11 protein-coding genes are annotated in these 16,675 nt (G+C 63.7%); 5 read left to right on the forward strand and 6 right to left on the reverse strand.

The window, feature by feature from the left end:
- Positions 1-15: 15 nt before the first annotated feature.
- Positions 16-1,536 (reverse strand): Fe-S cluster assembly protein SufB, encoded by a 1,521-nt coding sequence (gene sufB / locus R3D65_RS01350; protein WP_371273432.1) that lies wholly within the window; start codon positions 1,534-1,536, stop codon positions 16-18.
- A gap of 179 nt (positions 1,537-1,715) precedes the next feature.
- Positions 1,716-2,867 (reverse strand): cysteine desulfurase family protein, encoded by a 1,152-nt coding sequence (locus tag R3D65_RS01355; protein WP_371273433.1) that lies wholly within the window; start codon positions 2,865-2,867, stop codon positions 1,716-1,718.
- A gap of 220 nt (positions 2,868-3,087) precedes the next feature.
- Here R3D65_RS01355 and R3D65_RS01360 point away from each other — a divergent pair, with 220 nt between their 5' ends.
- Positions 3,088-3,762, forward strand: a complete 675-nt coding sequence (locus R3D65_RS01360; protein WP_371273434.1) for an alpha/beta hydrolase — start codon at positions 3,088-3,090, stop codon at positions 3,760-3,762.
- A gap of 421 nt (positions 3,763-4,183) precedes the next feature.
- Here the strand turns inward: R3D65_RS01360 and R3D65_RS01365 are convergent, their stop codons facing one another.
- Entirely contained in the window at positions 4,184-5,305 is a 1,122-nt protein-coding gene (locus R3D65_RS01365; protein ID WP_371273435.1) for an anhydro-N-acetylmuramic acid kinase, read from the reverse strand.
- 107 nt (positions 5,306-5,412) lie between these two features.
- Here R3D65_RS01365 and tyrS point away from each other — a divergent pair, with 107 nt between their 5' ends.
- The gene (gene tyrS, locus R3D65_RS01370) at positions 5,413-6,660 is read left to right on the forward strand and encodes a tyrosine--tRNA ligase (protein ID WP_371273436.1); all 1,248 of its coding nucleotides are present in this window, start codon (positions 5,413-5,415) and stop codon (positions 6,658-6,660) included.
- A 43-nt stretch (positions 6,661-6,703) separates the two neighbouring features.
- Here tyrS and R3D65_RS01375 read toward each other — a convergent pair whose 3' ends face one another.
- The gene (locus R3D65_RS01375) at positions 6,704-10,090 is read right to left on the reverse strand and encodes a DUF3971 domain-containing protein (protein WP_371273437.1); all 3,387 of its coding nucleotides are present in this window, start codon (positions 10,088-10,090) and stop codon (positions 6,704-6,706) included.
- Positions 10,091-10,170: 80 nt separating this feature from the next.
- On the opposite strand from R3D65_RS01375, the gene R3D65_RS01380 reads away from it, so the two are divergent.
- The 3 genes from R3D65_RS01380 (at position 10,171) to R3D65_RS01390 (ending at position 12,838) form a co-directional block, all read left to right on the forward strand.
- The gene (locus tag R3D65_RS01380) at positions 10,171-10,638 is read left to right on the forward strand and encodes a peroxiredoxin (RefSeq protein WP_371273438.1); all 468 of its coding nucleotides are present in this window, start codon (positions 10,171-10,173) and stop codon (positions 10,636-10,638) included.
- Positions 10,639-10,651: 13 nt separating this feature from the next.
- The gene (locus tag R3D65_RS01385; RefSeq protein WP_371273439.1) at positions 10,652-11,470 is read left to right on the forward strand and encodes a ferritin-like domain-containing protein; all 819 of its coding nucleotides are present in this window, start codon (positions 10,652-10,654) and stop codon (positions 11,468-11,470) included.
- A gap of 66 nt (positions 11,471-11,536) precedes the next feature.
- Positions 11,537-12,838 (forward strand): M23 family metallopeptidase, encoded by a 1,302-nt coding sequence (locus R3D65_RS01390; RefSeq protein ID WP_371273440.1) that lies wholly within the window; start codon positions 11,537-11,539, stop codon positions 12,836-12,838.
- A 79-nt stretch (positions 12,839-12,917) separates the two neighbouring features.
- Here R3D65_RS01390 and prfB read toward each other — a convergent pair.
- Both prfB and R3D65_RS01400 read right to left on the reverse strand, forming a co-directional pair.
- Positions 12,918-14,046, reverse strand: a protein-coding gene (prfB, locus tag R3D65_RS01395) for a peptide chain release factor 2 (RefSeq protein WP_371273441.1) whose coding sequence is annotated in 2 segments (ribosomal slippage) — positions 12,918-13,976 and positions 13,978-14,046 — 1,128 coding nt in all. Because the reading frame shifts where the segments join, the coding sequence is not laid out codon by codon here.
- A gap of 120 nt (positions 14,047-14,166) precedes the next feature.
- Positions 14,167-16,635 (reverse strand): penicillin-binding protein 1A, encoded by a 2,469-nt coding sequence (locus tag R3D65_RS01400; RefSeq protein WP_371273442.1) that lies wholly within the window; start codon positions 16,633-16,635, stop codon positions 14,167-14,169.
- Between the last annotated feature and the right edge of the window lie 40 nt (positions 16,636-16,675).

The following is a 16,675-nucleotide window of genomic DNA, read 5'->3' on the forward strand; positions in this document are numbered from 1 at the left end:
GCAGGTCCCCGAAGGTCACCCGACGCTGCCTTCCAGCGAAATGCCGATCAGCTTCTGGGCCTCGACGGCGAATTCCATCGGCAGTTCCTGGATGACTTCCTTGACGAAGCCGTTGACGATCAGCGCGATTGCCTCCTCTTCGGGAATGCCGCGCTGCATGACATAGAAAAGCTGGTCCTCGGAAATCTTCGACGTGGTCGCCTCGTGCTCCAGCTTGGCCGAGGCATTCTTCGCCTCGATATAGGGCACGGTATGCGCGCCGCAGTCATTGCCGATCAGCAGGCTGTCGCACTGGGTGAAGTTGCGTGCATTTTCCGCCTTGCGGTGGACGGAAACCTGGCCGCGATAGGTGTTGTTGGAATTGCCGGCGGAAATGCCCTTGGAGATGATGCGGCTGGTGGTGTTCTTGCCCAGATGAAGCATCTTGGTGCCGCTATCGATCTGCTGATGGCCGTTCGACACGGCAATCGAATAGAACTCGCCGCGCGAATTGTCGCCGCGCAGGATGCAGGACGGGTATTTCCACGTGATCGCCGAACCGGTCTCGACCTGGGTCCAGGAGATCTTTGAATTGGCACCGCGGCAATCGCCACGCTTGGTGACGAAGTTGTAGATGCCGCCCTTGCCGTCCTTGTCGCCGGGATACCAGTTCTGCACGGTGGAGTACTTGATCTCGGCATCGTCGAGCGCCACAAGTTCGACCACGGCGGCGTGAAGCTGGTTCTCGTCGCGCTGCGGCGCCGTGCAGCCTTCCAGATAGGAAACGTAGGCGCCTTCCTCGGCGATGATGAGGGTGCGCTCGAACTGGCCGGTATTCTTCTCGTTGATGCGGAAATAGGTGGACAGTTCCATCGGGCAGCGCACACCCTTCGGCACGAAGACGAAGGAGCCGTCGGTGAAGACGGCGGAATTCAGCGTTGCATAGAAATTGTCCGTCTTGGGCACGACCGAGCCCAGATATTTCTGCACCAGTTCCGGATGCTCGCGAATGGCCTCGGAGATCGAGCAGAAAATCACGCCGGCCTTGGCCAGTTCCTCCTTGAAGGTGGTGACGACGGAGACGCTGTCGAACACGGCATCGACCGCCACGCGGCCCGAGGCGTAGACGTTGTCGCCGATCTCGTCGAGTTCACTCTTTTCGCCCGGCTTGCGCACACCGGCGAGGATTTCCTGCTCCTTGAGCGGAATACCGAGCTTCTCGTAGGTCGCCAGCAGTTCGGGATCGACCTCGTCGAGCGATTTCGGCCCGGCCTGGTCCTTGGGCGCGGCATAGTAGCTCAGCGCCTGGAAGTCGATGTCCGGATAGTCCACCCGCGCCCAGGAGGGCTCGGCCATGGTCTGCCAGCGGCGGAACGCGTCCAGACGCCATTGCAGCATCCAGTCCGGTTCGTTCTTCTTGTGGGAAATGAGCCGGATGATGTCCTCGGACAGGCCAGGCGGGGCCTTGTCCATCTCGATCAGCGTCTCGAAACCATACTTGTACTGGTCCACATCGATCTTGCGGACCTGCTCGATCGTCTCCTGCACGGCAGGCATTGGCGTTCTCCATCCTTGCCGGATTCAAGGTCCGGCAGTTGTCGACGTCATATGGCATGTCCCGCAATCGCGGGACCGTGCCCTTTATCTAGTGACCCGACGGGGAAATGTAACGGTTTTCACCTGCATTTCCTCGCCCGCCCCCGCATTTTCATGGCCTGCGGGCCAGCCATTCCCGCTCACGCGGCCTTGCGGCGCGCAAGCAAAGTTCCGATCGCCTCGACAAGGCGGTCCAGTTCTTCCCCTGTGGTGGCCGGTCCGATGGAGACGCGCAGCGCGCCCAGAGCGGCATCGGCGCCCATCGCCTCCAGCACATGGCTGGGGCCGACCTTGCCGGAGGAACAGGCCGAACCGGCGGACACCCGCAACCCTTCGAGATCCAGCGCGATCTGCGCCGTCTCCGCCTTGAGCCCCGGGATCGAGAAGAACGACGTGTTGGCGATACGCGGCGCAGTGCGTCCATGGATCACAAGGCCCGGTACGATTTCTTCCAGCCGTGCCTCGAAGGCATCGCGCAAACCTGCCACGTCCGACATGACGGACAAGGCCTGCGCTGCCTCCTGCGCGGCGGCACCGAAACCCGCAAACCCCGCCACGTTCTCCGTGCCGGCGCGATGGCCCCGCTCCTGGCCGCCACCCCGGATGAGCGGCGCGGGCATCAGCAGCCCATCGCGGGCGATGAAGGCGCCGGCGCCGCGCGGTCCACCCAGCTTGTGCGCAGAGAGAATCAGGAAATCGGCATAACCGGCTGCCATGTCGATAGAAACGCGGCCGGCGGCCTGCACGGCATCGACCACCAGCACTCCACCTGCATCGCCAACCACGGCACGGATAGCGCCGAGCGGCTGAAGCACGCCGGTCTCATTGTTGGCGGCATGCAAGGCGACCAGCGGCAGCCCGGTCTCGGCGTCATGGGCTTCCAGCGCGCGGCGCATGGCTTCCATGTCGGCAAGGCCGTCCGGGGCGACCGGCAGAAGCGTGACCTTCTCGCGCGGGAATTGCCCGCCCGCCAGAAGGCAGGGATGATCGCTTGCCAGGACATAGAGATGCGAACAGGTGAGCGCGGCGCGGCCCATGCGCCAATGCGGCGTCAGCAGCGTGGCCGCGGCTTCCGTGGCGCCAGAGGTGAAGACGACATGCTCGGCGGAGGCGTTGACCAGGCTGGCGACGTGGCGGCGGGAGTCCTCGATGATCCTGCGGGCAGCCTTGCCGTCGCGATGAACGGACGAGGGGTTGGCGTCGGCGGCAAGCGACGACACAATGGCTCCGCGCGCGGTTTCGAGCAGCGGCGCGCTGGCATTGTAGTCGAGATAGGCCGGCGTCTTCGCCATGATCCGATTCGGTCCCTCGCCGCCCTGATTGGGCGCAAAGTCGTTATTTTCTTGAAACGAAAGGCCCGACTGTCCTATCAAGCCGTCCGCCAGAGGCGGTGTTTCCACCTCTTAGAACTATTCTAAACGTGTTTCTAGGGAGAGCGCCAGTCCCCGTCAAGCCGCGCGAAAGCAACCTTTCGTGCAAAACGGGACCGCCTCCAGACAAGAAGGACCGAACATGCCAGAGGTCATTTTCGCCGGACCGGCCGGCCGTCTCGAGGGCCGCTACCAGCCTTCCAAGGAGAAAAACGCGCCCATCGCCATGGTGCTGCATCCCCATCCGCAGTTCGGCGGGACGATGAACAACAAGATCGTCTACGACCTCTTCTACATGTTCCAGAAACGCGGCTTCACGACGCTGCGCTTCAATTTCCGCGGTATCGGCCGCAGCCAGGGAGAATTCGATCACGGTTCGGGCGAATTGTCCGATGCCGCCGCCGCGCTGGACTGGGTGCAGTCGCTGCATCCCGATTCCAAATCCTGCTGGGTCGCGGGCTATTCCTTCGGCGCCTGGATCGGCATGCAATTGCTGATGCGCCGGCCGGAAATCGAGGGCTTCATCTCGATCGCGCCACAACCGAACATCTATGACTTCTCGTTCCTGGCGCCCTGCCCGTCCTCCGGCCTCATCATCCATGGCGACAGCGACAAGGTGGCACCGCCCAAGGACGTGCAGGGGCTGGTGGACAAATTGCACCAGCAGAAGGGCATCACGATCACCCAGAACACGATGGAAGGCGCCAATCACTTCTTCAGCGGGCGCGAGGATGAGCTGATCGACAATTGCGCCGACTATCTGGAAGCGCGGCTGCGCGGCGAACTGGCCGCTCCCAAGCCCAAGCGCCTTCGCTGAAACCGGCATGGGATGGGCCGGACCGTATCCGGCCCCGTCGGTCTCCTGCCTTTCATGGTGAAACGGCAAGCGGCGTGCTGATCAAACTGGCCCGCCTGTCCAGCTTGGCAGCCCGGTGTTGCGCGCCATTCAGGCGCCCGGGCGTCCATCCGTCCCGACAAGGCCGGTCAGAAGCCAGAACACGGCAAACGTCACGGCAACGCCCAGAAGAAACCCGATGGAACCGCCAGCAACGAACACCAGTAAATTCCCTTCCATGAGGAAACCTTGCCATCCACGACGAGGTGGTCGCGCAAAAAATGCGCACCGGCCCTGCCAATTAACCCCTAATATATAACAGTATTATTTTCTAATACCTTTGCAAGCACATTCACGCCAGCGGGTCGGGCACGCATGACTGAAAGACCGCCGATGAAGAATGTCAGGGGCGCGCCAGGACGCCTCCGGAAACCGGGCTTGAGCAGCCGGTTGTCGACGGCCAGGTGAGCGGCAAGCGCCTGACGGATCGAACGGCAAGATAGGCCCAGGCTTCAGCCTCCATGGAATCGCCGTTCCAACCGAGGTCCTCGGCGATGAGCAGCCGGGCGCCCTGACCTGAAAGCAGCGTTTCCAGTTCCGCGCGGATCGTATTGTTCCTGCGCCCTCCTCCGCACAGGACCCAGGTGCCGGGAGGCACGGGCACATTGTCCGCCGCGCGGGCGATGGCATGCGCCGTAACGGCGGCAAGGGTCCGCGCACCGTCGGACAGTTCGGCCGAGCCAAGCGGTTCGAGCGTGAAATCGTTTCGATCGAGTGACTTGGCACCGGTACGGCCAAAGAACGGGTTTTCCATGTAGCGGGCAAGCGCAGCGATGTTGACCGCCCCTTCGCTGGCGATGCGGCCCGCGTCATCATAGGGTATGCCGGCGGCGGCCTGGACCCACTGGTCGATCAGCGCGTTGCCGGGGCCGGCGTCGAAGGCGACCGGCGCGCCTTCCAACGGCACCCAGGTCACATTCGATATGCCGCCGATATTGACGGCCATCACGGGAAACGCCACGCGCCCCGGCTCAAGCGCTTGGGAAAGCGCGGCATGCCAGGCGGGTACCAGCGGCGCGCCCTGCCCGCCATGGGCCATGTCATTGGCGCGCATGTCAAAGACGACCGGGATGCCGGATTCACGGGCAAGCAGCGCGCCATCGCCCAATTGCACCGTCAGCGCCTCGTCCGGCCGGTGCAGCACCGTCTGGCCATGAAAGCCGATCAGGTCGATATCCTGCGCGGCCCATCCGTTGTCATCCAGAAAGGTTTCCACCGCCCGCGCGTGACGCAGGGTGATCGCGGCTTCCAGCTCCGCCAGCCCGTCCGGCCGCTCGTCGCGCTGGCGGATCACCTTCGCCGTTTCCAGCGCGGATTCAATGCGGCGGCGGAACGCGGCCTCGTAGGGCATGAAGCCGGACGGGCCGCGACGGACCGCCGTCTCGCCGTCGGTTTCGATGCAGGCCATGTCGATGCCATCCATCGACGTGCCGCTCATCAGCCCGATTGCGCGCAAGAGCGCCATGTTTCCTGCCCGTTCTTGTGAAACCTGCCGGGATAGTGTTAAAGCCGCGCGGGCCGTCGCGCCAGCCGGCGCGGCCTGTCATCACAGCAAAATCCGGAAACGAGCCGATGTCCGCCTTCAAGTCCGATTTCCTGCGCACCATGAGCGAGCGCGGGTTCATTCACCAGACTTCCGACGACCAGGGTCTCGACGACCTGTTCTGCAAGGAGCAGGTGACGGCTTATATCGGCTTCGATGCCACGGCGAAAAGCCTGCATGCCGGTTCGCTGATCCAGATCATGATGCTGCATTGGTTGCAGCAGACCGGGCACCGGCCGATCGCCCTGATGGGCGGCGGCACGTCCATGATCGGCGACCCTTCGTTCAAGGACGAGGCACGCAAGCTGCTGACGCCGGACGACATCGCGGCCAACCTGGAAGGGATCAAGCAGTCCTTTGCGCAATACCTTGATTTCGACAGCGGAAAGGCACTGATGCTCAACAATGCCGACTGGCTGATGGACATCAACTATGTCGAGTTCCTGCGCGATGTCGGCCGGCATTTCTCGGTCAATCGCATGCTGTCCTTCGATTCGGTGAAGCTGCGCCTCGACCGCGAGCAGTCGCTGTCCTTCCTCGAATTCAACTACATGATCCTGCAGGCCTATGATTTCGTGGAACTCAACCGGCGCGAGGATTGCCGTCTGCAGATGGGCGGCTCGGACCAGTGGGGCAATATCGTCAACGGCATAGACCTCGGCCACCGCATGGGCACGCCGCAGCTCTACGCGCTGACCTCGCCCCTGCTGACGACCTCGTCGGGCGCCAAGATGGGCAAGACGGCCAATGGCGCGGTCTGGCTCAATGGCGACATGCTGAGCCCCTACGAATTCTGGCAATACTGGCGCAATACGGAAGACGCCGACGTGGAGCGCTTCCTGAGGCTTTACACCGTGATGCCCATGGACGAGATTGCCCGGCTGGCCGCACTTGGCGGATCGGAGATCAACGAGGCCAAGAAAATCCTCGCCACCGAGATCACGGCTCTGCTGCATGGCCGGCAGGCGGCGGAGGATGCGGCGGAAACGGCCCGCAAGACCTTCGAGGAAGGCGCGCTGGGCGCCGACCTGCCGACCGTCGAGATTGCATCGGCGGAGTTGAGCGCGGGCCTTGGCGTGCTGGCGGCTTTCGTGGCGGCTGGCATGGCGGCATCGAATGGCGAGATGCGCCGGCATGTGAAGGGCGGCGCTGTGCGCGTCAACGACCAGCCGGTCGCCGACGACCGGGCCACGCTTTCCCTTTCCGACGTGAATGCGGACGGCGTGATCAAGCTGTCACTCGGCAAGAAGAAGCACGCCCTGATCCGGCCGGCCTGACGGGCCGGGACGGGACAGGACCGCTCTGCCCCGGCTTTCCGGTTCATCTGAACTCGAAGATCGACCGGAATATGCCGGGCGCGATGGCCGAGATCGGGTTGATCTGGAGACGGGGCGATTTCGCCTTGCCCGACAGCTTGTAGGTAATGCCGATGAGCCCGCGATCACGACCGTTGCCAAGCACATAGCCCAGGACCGGAATCTCGCCGAAGATCTTGTTCAGCCCGTAGGCCGGCATGAACGTGCCGGTTACCGACATGTTGCCCTGGCCATCATAGAGCGTCCCCTGGAAGGTCGTTCCGATGAGCGGGCCACGCAGGACGCCACGCTGCATCGACAGCGAATTCGTGCCCTTGCGGATAAGCGCGAAGCCGCGATCGAACTTGACGCGCGAGGTGTCGATGTCCCGCCGCACGGCATCCGACAGGCTGCGCCCGTCGCTTTGCGGTGCAGGCGTGGATACCAGCGAGGCAAGCCTTGGTTCGTTGACCAGCCAGAAATCGCGCACATCGACCTGCCCGGAAAGCGGGCCGTCGCCTGTTCCCTTCAGCGCGACCGCGAGGGTTCCGCCTTCCATCCGCTCATAGATGTCGAGGAAGCGCAGGATCGCACCGGCATCGCCGGTCCGCATCTCGAGGGCGCGGTTCGTTCCGCCAATGTGGCGAACCTCGACGGCCGAACCGGAGCGGGCGACCGCCGTCAGCGACGCGGATGCCGGATTGTCGCCCGTGCCCGAATAATCGAGGCGCAGGTTGCGCAAGACCTCACCCGAAAAACCCGTCACCCGGTCGAGCCGCGCGGAGACCGCGATCTGCGTCTTGCCGGCCTTGCCCGCAAGGGCGCCATCGTCGTCCTGAAGCGCCTTCACCAGCGCGCGCGCATCCATCGCCGTGCCTTCGATGGCGATTTTGAGGCCCTTCCCCTGCCGGGTCAGGCGCGCGGAAAAATCATCGTCGCGATTGAGCCGTACGCGCGAGAAAATTGCCGACACGAGATCGCCTGACTGAAGCTCGACATTTCCGGCCAAGGCGAACCCCTCGCCCTCGACCACCAGGTCTCGCACACGCGAACGTGCGCCATCGTTTTCCAGCACGAAGCGGGCGGAGGCCGGCACACCCCTGCCCTTCGACCAGCCCATCCAGGGTATGGACAGCACCGCCTTGTCCAGATCCGCCTCGATGATCCGGCGCTCGGCCGGACCCGACACCTTGACCGGGACCGGACCGGCCAACATGTCCGCCAGACCGGGCGCCAGTTCCTGGCGGGCCTTGTCATCGAGCAACAATGCAACATCGATTTGGGTCGGCGCATCGCTGTCCAGAGGCTCCACCAGGGTCAGGTCGCTTTGGATGCCATTGAGGCGGCCGCTGGCCCGGATCCGTGCAGATGCAGGGTCGATCACCGCATTGCCGCTCGCGCCGGTGAGGCGCTGCCCGTCGAATTCATGGTCGATCGACAGATCCTCGAAGGCCAGTTCGACATGCCAGTCGAGCGACGCGATATCGGTGTCCTTGTCGACGGGGATGTCGGTCTCGACCACGCCCCGGACAGATCCGGTCAGCCTGTCCGGCGCAAAGCCCAGGCGTTGGCCTGCCTTGATCGGTTCGCGTGAAGCCAGTTCGACGATGGACGGCGCATCGCCCTCGATATCGATCTTCAGCCGGCCTATCACCGGATTGAGATGTGTGTCGAGGAAGGTCAGCACGCCGTTGGTGCCCTTGACCCTGCGCCCACCGGGCATGAAGCCGGTGCCTTCCGTAAGACGGATCTCTACATCATTGCCGGCGAACTCGATGATACCCGCCGCATCGCGAATGGGAGGGATTTCACCCGTCACGTCAAAGCGGGTTCCCTTGACCTCGAAATGTCCCTGGATTTCGTCCTTGTCGAACGGAATTCCGTCGGTCAAACGGCCCGGCCCGGCGGAAAGCGTGAGTTCGGTATGGGTCAGCGTTCCATCGAAAAGGTTGTCCATCACCCAGCGGCGCGGATTGGGCGCCGAAAGCCAGGGCCACAACTGCTTCGCGTGGGAAACCGGCAAGCGGTCGGAGCGGATCGCCAGGAAAACCGCCGGCGACTCGTTGTCCTCGAAAACGACGGTCGCCGAGCCCAGCACTTCCCCGCCCGCCGTGCGCACCGCAAGCGATGACGCCTCCAGGCTGTTGCTCGCCGGGCGGTAGACACCGGCAATGCGTGCGCCCAGTTTCAGGCCGGGCTCGGGGCTGTCGAGCGGTGCCAGCGTCACATCGTTGGAGACGAGTTCATAGCGCCAGGCAGGTTCCTCGTCCTCTTCGGCCGGCTTCGGGCCGGCAGCGCCCGAAATGGGTATCGTCGTCCGGTTGACCCGGAGAAAGCCATCGGGAATGTCCACCTTCTGCGAGCCGGAAGCAAGGTCCGCGGTCAGTTCCAGCGCGCCGTTCAATTCGCCGGGCTGCTCGATGGCAGCGACATAGCGATCGGCACGAAGCCGCATGCGCAGCGCCTGCCGGACGCCGGGCTGATCCTCGCCCCCCTCCAGTTCGACGACGAGACTGTCAACGCTCAATGCCGGGGCCTGGGTTTCGCCGCCAAGCCGGACGGGACCGGTTTCGAAGGTCGCCGCAAGCCGGCTGATCGCACCGCCTTTTTCCTGATTGCCTTCGACGTCCAAGGCCAATGCCGTTCCCGCAAGGCCGAGATGGCCACCGGCCTCGAAGGCGCCGTCATCGTCGCGCTCAAGGTCCACCTGCGCGATGGCCAGTTCAATGCCGCCGAAGGACAGGACGGACCGATCCAGGGAAATGCGGCTCGTGTCGGTGGCATCGAGGCGGGCCAGCGCCGCGCGGGCGGCGTCGAAGACAAGCACAAGCACGCGGTCGGGATCAACAAGGCCCTGCGCATTCCTGACCGGGGCAAGCGGATCGGGCTGCGGGTCCGGCCTTTCCATCGTGGCGGCGGCATGTGCGCCGTCAATGGCAATGCTGGTCACCCGGAGCTTGCCCTGCAGCAGGCTCCATGTGCCGATGCCGAGCTTGACCGCATCGGCAGAGGTGACGGATTCGCCGGTATCTGCGCGGCGAATGTTCACATCACCGATCTCGAAGGCAAGGTTCAAGCCATTGGCAAGCGACAGCCGCGTGTGTCCCAGCGAGGCGCGCACAGGAAAGCCGTAAAGCCGCGCGATGGCCGTTTCCGCCTCGCGGCTGATCCTGTCAGCCCCGACACCGGCATTGATGGCCAGCCACCCGCCGGTCAGCGAAACGGCCATGAGCAGCGTGAGAAAAAAGATGGAAGCTCCGGCCCGGCGCGCAAGGCGGCGCGTGCGATGAAACCGCTTTCGCGGCCCAGCCGCACCCATCGCGGATGGCAGGGCATCGAGCACAGGCAAGTCGCTTCGTCTGAAGCGAACGCGCGCATGGGCATGCTGCGCGTGCGCCCTGTCCTGATCCATGCGTTCCTGCCCCGTAGACGAATCCCTGAATGGCACTATAACCGGTTTGCCGATTCGTAAGCTACAAGAAGGGCAAGGTTATGGCTGAACTCGACGCGGGGCAGATGGCGCCGGAATTCGATCTCCCGGCAGATGGCGGCGGTACGCTCAAGCTTTCCGACCTGCGCGGCAAAAAGGTCGCGCTGTTTTTCTATCCCAAGGACGATACCAGCGGCTGCACCGCGGAAGCGATTGATTTCACGCGGCTCAAGGCGGATTTCGAAGCGGCCGGAACCATCGTGGTCGGCATGTCGCCGGACAGCGTCAAGAAGCATGACAAGTTCAAGACCAAGCACGAACTGACAGTGGATCTCGTCTCCGACGAGGACAAGACGACGCTGGAGGCCTATGGTGTCTGGGTGGAGAAGAGCATGTATGGGCGCAAGTACATGGGCGTGGAGCGCTCCACGTTCCTGATCGGCGAGGACGGTTCGATCCTACGCATCTGGCGCAAGGTGAAAGTGCCGGGCCATGCCGACGAGGTGCTTGAAGCGGCGAGGGCTGCCTGACGGCACATTGTCCATGGCCGAACGCGTCGCAAGCCTGCGTGGCGGCTGCATCGCCGCGCTGAACGCCTCCTGCCTGGATGAAAAGGTCCGGCTGACGCGCGAAGTGCATGCGCGCTGGACGGAACGCACGCTGTCGTTGCGCCATCCATCCGACCCGCCGCTTCCCGACAGGCCCGGACGGCCGGACAAGCCGGATCTCGTGCCGCCGAAAATGGTGAAGAAACGGGCACTCAACTCCGCGCGCGGGCGCATCGCGCTGATGCATGCGCTTGCCCATATCGAGCTCAACGCCATCGACCTGGCGCTCGACATCGTGGCCAGGTTCACCAGTGAAGCGGTGCCGCGCTCGTTTTTCGACGGCTGGATGCGCGTGGCCTTCGAGGAGGCGAAGCATTTCTCGCTGCTGCGCGCGCGCCTGCAGTCGCTCGGCGCCGATTATGGCGACCTGCCGGCCCATGACGGATTGTGGCAGGCGGCCCATCAGACGCGCAACGACCTGCATGCACGCCTTGCCATCGTGCCGCTGGTGCTGGAGGCGCGCGGACTGGATGTCACGCCGTCGCTGCAAGAGAAGTTGCGCGAAGCCGGCGACCACGAAACCGCAGATATCCTGGAAATCATCTACACGGACGAAAAGGGCCATGTGGGCATCGGCGCCAAGTGGTTCCGCTTCTTCTGCGCGCGCGACGGGCATGAGCCGGCGCGCCATTTCCGGCAACTCGTGCGGGCGAATTTCCGCGGTGAGGTGAAGCCGCCCTTCAATGTGCTGGCGCGCGCCGAAGCCGGTCTCACACCCCTGTTCTATCAGGCGCTCGCTTCGACGTCGTCCTGACCGTCCAACGCTTTGTTAACCCTAACGGCGTTTAAATGCCTCCGCTTCAGATCGAGTGAAGGACGGATGGACAGGGCCGTGACTCAAGGCAAGCGAAAGACCCCGGCTTTCGGGAAACGCAAGGAACCGCACACCGTGATCATTGCCAGGGGCAATGAGGTGCGCCATTTCACCATACGGCCATGGATTGCCGCAACAATCGGCTCGCTGGTGGCTGCCGCCTCGCTTGGCTATGTGCTGGCGACCACCTATCTGGTGCTGCGCGACGACCTTCTCAATGGCGCGATCGCCCAGCAGGCGCGGTTGCAGCACAGCTACGAGGACCGCATTTCCGCCCTGCGCACCCAGGTGGACCGCATCACGAGCCGGCAATTGCTCGACCAGCAATTGATGGAGAACAAGGTGGCCGAGCTGATCGAACGCCAGGAGGTGCTGGCATCGCGGCACGGACGGCTTGGACCCCTGCTCGAGCGCGCGCGCCTCGACGGGCTGTCGACGGGCGCGGTCCCGGTTCCCTCGCCCCGCCCCGCCGCCAAGCGGGCAAGCGTTCAAGACCCGGAGCCGGAAAAGAAGGAACGGCTCGCCGAAGCCAGCATCGCAGGCGCGCGGTTTGCCGCGACGTCCGTGCTCGAACCGTCCCGGCCGGGAGAAGCCGAGAGCGCCGCCGACCGGGCCGACCGGCTGTTCGTCAACATCAACCGCTCGCTCAGGGCGATCGAGAACGAACAGATATCCCGCATTTCCACCCTCACGGCCAAGGCGCACCAGGTGAGCGACAGGATCGCGGATGCCCTGGACAAGGCCGGCCTGAAAGGTGTCGCGGAAGGCTACGGGCGCGACGGCGTCGGCGGTCCTCTGGTTCCTGTCAGCGCGGCAACGGCCTTCGATGCCCATGTCGATGAACTGGACAGCGCGCTGGAGCGTCTCGACAAGCTGAAGGCACGGACGCAGCTCTACCCGCTTGCCAATCCCCTGCCCGGCCAGCCCGTATCGTCGCGCTTCGGATACCGGCGCGACCCGATCCTCGGCACGCAGGCCCTGCATGCCGGCATGGATTTTCGGGCCTCGGTCGGCATGCCCATCCGCGCCACCGGCAATGGCAAGGTGGTGCGCGCCGGCTGGAACGGCGGCTATGGACGGATGGTGGAGATTGCCCATGCGGACGGCTACTCAACCCGCTATGCCCATATGAGCAAGCTGTCGGTCTCGAAGGGGGACCTGGTGACGAAGGGCACGATCCTCGGGCGCTCGGGCAATTCCGGACGATCCACGGGACCGCACCTTCACTATGAGGTGCGCCGCGACGGACGCCCGGTGAACCCGCTCCAGTATATCCGCGCAGGCAAGACGATTGCCGATGCCCTGTGAACGGCCGACAGTGCCGGCCCGAGACGGCAAAGGGCGGCACCCGGCCGCCCTTTTTCGCGTCTTGAACCGGACGCCTTTATCAGGCGATGTCCTCGACCTGCTGGCTGTCGCTGCCTTCGATGCGGGAGGCGAGCGCGGCTTCCATGAATTCATCAAGGTTGCCGTTCAGAACGTCATCCGGACTGGTGCTTTCGGTTCCGGTGCGCAGATCCTTGACCAACTGGTAGGGCTGCAGGACATAGGATCGGATCTGATGGCCCCAGCCGATATCGGTCTTGGAATCGAAAGCTGACTGCGCAGCTTCCTCGCGCTTCTTCATTTCCAGGTCATACAGGCGCGCCCGCAGCGCCTTCATCGCGTTGGCGCGGTTCTGGTGCTGCGACTTCTCCGAAGAGGTGACCACGATACCCGTCGGCAAGTGGGTGATGCGCACGGCCGAGTCCGTGGTGTTGACGTGCTGGCCGCCGGCGCCCGACGAACGGTAGGTATCGATGCGGATATCCTTGTCCTGGATCTCGATCTCGATATTGTCGTCGATCACGGGATAGACGCCGACCGAGGAAAAGGAGGTGTGGCGCCGGGCATTGCTGTCGTAGGGGGATATCCGGACGAGGCGGTGAACGCCCGATTCGGTCTTCAGCCAGCCATGGGCATTGTGGCCCTTGACGAGCAGCGTCGCCCCCTTGATGCCGGCCTCCTCACCATAGGCGATGTCCTGCACCTCGACCTTGAACCCCTTGCGCTCGGCCCAGCGGGTATACATGCGCAGGAGCATCTGCGCCCAGTCCTGGCTTTCGGTGCCACCGGCGCCGGCATGGATTTCAAGGAAGGTGTCGGAAGCATCCATCTCGCCGGACAGAAGCGTCTCGACGCGGCGCTTGGCCACCTCGTCCTCCATGGCGCGCAGCGAGGCCTCGGCGTCGCGCACGATGTCCGCGTCATCCTCCTCCTCGCCCATGGCGATCAGTTCGACATTGTCGTCCAGCGACTGCTGAAGACGCTTGATGGCCTCGATATTGTCCTCAAGGCCCTGGCGCTCGCGCATCAGTTTCTGGGCTTCCTGCGGGTCGTTCCACAGGTTCGGGTCTTCCGACAGGGAATTGAGATAACCCAGACGTTTTACAGCCTGATCCCAGTCAAAGATGCCTCCTCAGCAGGCTTATGGCCTGCTTGAGTTCATCGACGAGATTCTGCGTTTCCGCACGCATGTCTTTTCCGTTCCATCATTCTCGGGTTTCGAAACGGCGCGGACCATAGGAATGACGCTCCGCGCTGTAAAGGGAAAAGGCGGCAGGTGCGCCGCCTTTCCGGAAACCGGGCCGTTCGGGTCAGTAGAGCCCGCCCGCACCGCCGGAAATCGCCCGGCTTGCCTGCGGCGAAATGGTCTTGGCACGCTCCTGGATGGCGATATTCTCCATGCCGATGACCGAATAGCTGTCGGCCGGACCGGTGCCGGGCTTGAAGGCTTCCATAATGATTCCGCCGCCTTCGCCGTCCGCGCGCATGCCGGTCTTGCGGTCGATGGCGATCAGCTTCATGCCTTCGGGCACCTGGAATTCCAGCGGCGGCTTGTCCTTCAGCACCTGCGCCATGAAGTCGGTGAAGACGGGTGCCGCTAGGCCGCCGCCGGTCGAACCGTGCCCCATGGGACGCGGCGTATCGAAGCCCATGTAAAGGCCGACCACGAGATCGGGGGTGTAGCCGACGAACCAGGCATCCTTTTCGTCATTGGTGGTGCCGGTCTTGCCCGCCACCGGGCGTCCGAGCTTGGACACGGTGACGGCCGTGCCGCGCTGGACAACGCCCTGCATCATGGAGGTGATCTGATAGGCGGTCATCGGATCGAGCACCTGTTCGCGGTTGTCGATCAGCTCCGGTTCCGGCTGATTGACCCAGCTCGTGGCCGAGCAGCCCTCGCACAGGCGCTCGTCATGCTTGTACACCGTCTTGCCGTAACGATCCTGGATGCGGTCGATCAGCGAGGGTTTGATCTGCTTGCCGCCATTGGCCATGATCGCATAGGCGGACACCATGCGCATGACAGTGGTTTCACCCGACCCCAGCGCCATGGCCAAGACCTGGGACATGTCATCATAAACGCCGAAGCGCTCGGCATATTCGGCCACCAGGTTCATGCCCATGTCCTTGGCAAGGCGCACGGTCATCAGGTTGCGCGACTTCTCGATCCCCAGGCGCAGCGTCGAGGGACCGGCAAAGCCGCCGCCATAGTTCTTGGGCTCCCAGACATCGTTTCCGACCCGGACCGAGATCGGCCCGTCCATGACCACCGATGCCGGCGTATAGCCATTGTCGAGCGCGGCCGCGTAGACGATCGGCTTGAAGGCAGAGCCGGGCTGGCGCTTGGCCTGGGTTGCGCGGTTGAACTCCGATTCGGCGAAGGAAAAACCGCCCACCATGGCCAGCACGCGGCCGGTATGGGGATCCATGGCCACCATGCCGCCCTCGATTTCGGGCGGCTGGCGCAGCTTGTATCCGCCCTCGCCTTCCTCTTCGCCGGACCCCGCCTTTTCCACGAAGACCACCGCGCCCGGCTGCAGCACGTCGGCCGGCGACTTCGCCTTCACCGTCTTGCCGTCCTTCTTGTAGCGCATGGCCCATTGCATGTTCTTTTTCGACACGAAGCCGCGGACCCGCTCCGACGATATCTCGCCAGAGACTTCCTTTTCCGGCTGGAGGCCGATGTCCAACCCTTCCTCACCGGCAGCAAGGACAACGGCAACATGCCATTCGGGCACGTCGTAGAGCCCTTTCACCTCGGAAAGCGCCATGCCCCAGTCGCCGGATATGTCGATCGTTCCGGCCGGACCGCGATAGCCGCGCAGCATGTCGTAGTTCATCAGACCTTGCTGAAGGGCCTTGCGGGCCACTTTCTGCATTTTCGGATCGATCGTGGTGCGCACGGAGAGGCCACCCTCGTAGAGCGCATCCACGCCGTAGCGGTCGATGATCTCGCGGCGGACTTCCTCGGTGAAGTATTCGCCGGCAAACATGTAGGTTCCGGAACGGCGCGGCTTCACGCCAAGCGGCATGGACGCGGCCTGGGCCGCTTCCTCGGCGGTTATATAACCGTTCTGGCGCATCTGGCCGATGACCCAGTTGCGGCGCTCCAGGGCCCGCTCGGTATGACGGAACGGATGGTAGTTGTTCGGCCCCTTGGGCAGCGCGGCCAGATAGGCGGCCTCATGGATCTCGAGCTCGTTCACCGACTTGTCGAAATAGGTCAGCGCCGCACCGGCAATACCGTAGGCGCCGAAGCCGAAGAAGATCTCGTTGAGATAGAGTTCGAGGATGCGGTCCTTGGTGAAGGCCTGCTCGATGCGCAGGGCCAGAATGGCCTCGCGGATCTTGCGGTCATAGGTCTGGCGCGAGGTCAGCAGGAAGTTCTTCGCCACCTGCTGGGTGATGGTCGATGCACCGACGGGCCGCGCGCCGGAACCGATATTGCGGATATTGGTGACGACGGCGCGGGCAAGGCCGTAGACATCAATGCCGGGGTGCGAATAGAAATTCTTGTCCTCGGCGGAGAGAAAAGCCGCCTTGACCCGGTCCGGCACGGCCTTGATCGGCAGGAAGAGGCGGCGCTCTCTCGCATATTCGGCCATCAGCACGCCGTCGGACGCATGAACGCGCGTTGTCACCGGCGGTTCATACTTCGCAAGCACCTCGTAGTCGGGCAGATCCTTCGTCAGGTCGCCCACATAGATCGCCACGCCGGCAGCAACCAGCAGCGCCAGGGCGATGCCTATGCCAAAGAAATATCCAATCAGCCTCAGCATGTCTTGTTCCGGGATCCTTGCATCATGGCCGAAGCAGCCG

Source organism: Zhengella sp. (genome assembly GCF_041397485.1).
In the GTDB taxonomy this organism is placed as follows: Bacteria; Pseudomonadota; Alphaproteobacteria; order Rhizobiales; family Rhizobiaceae; genus Zhengella.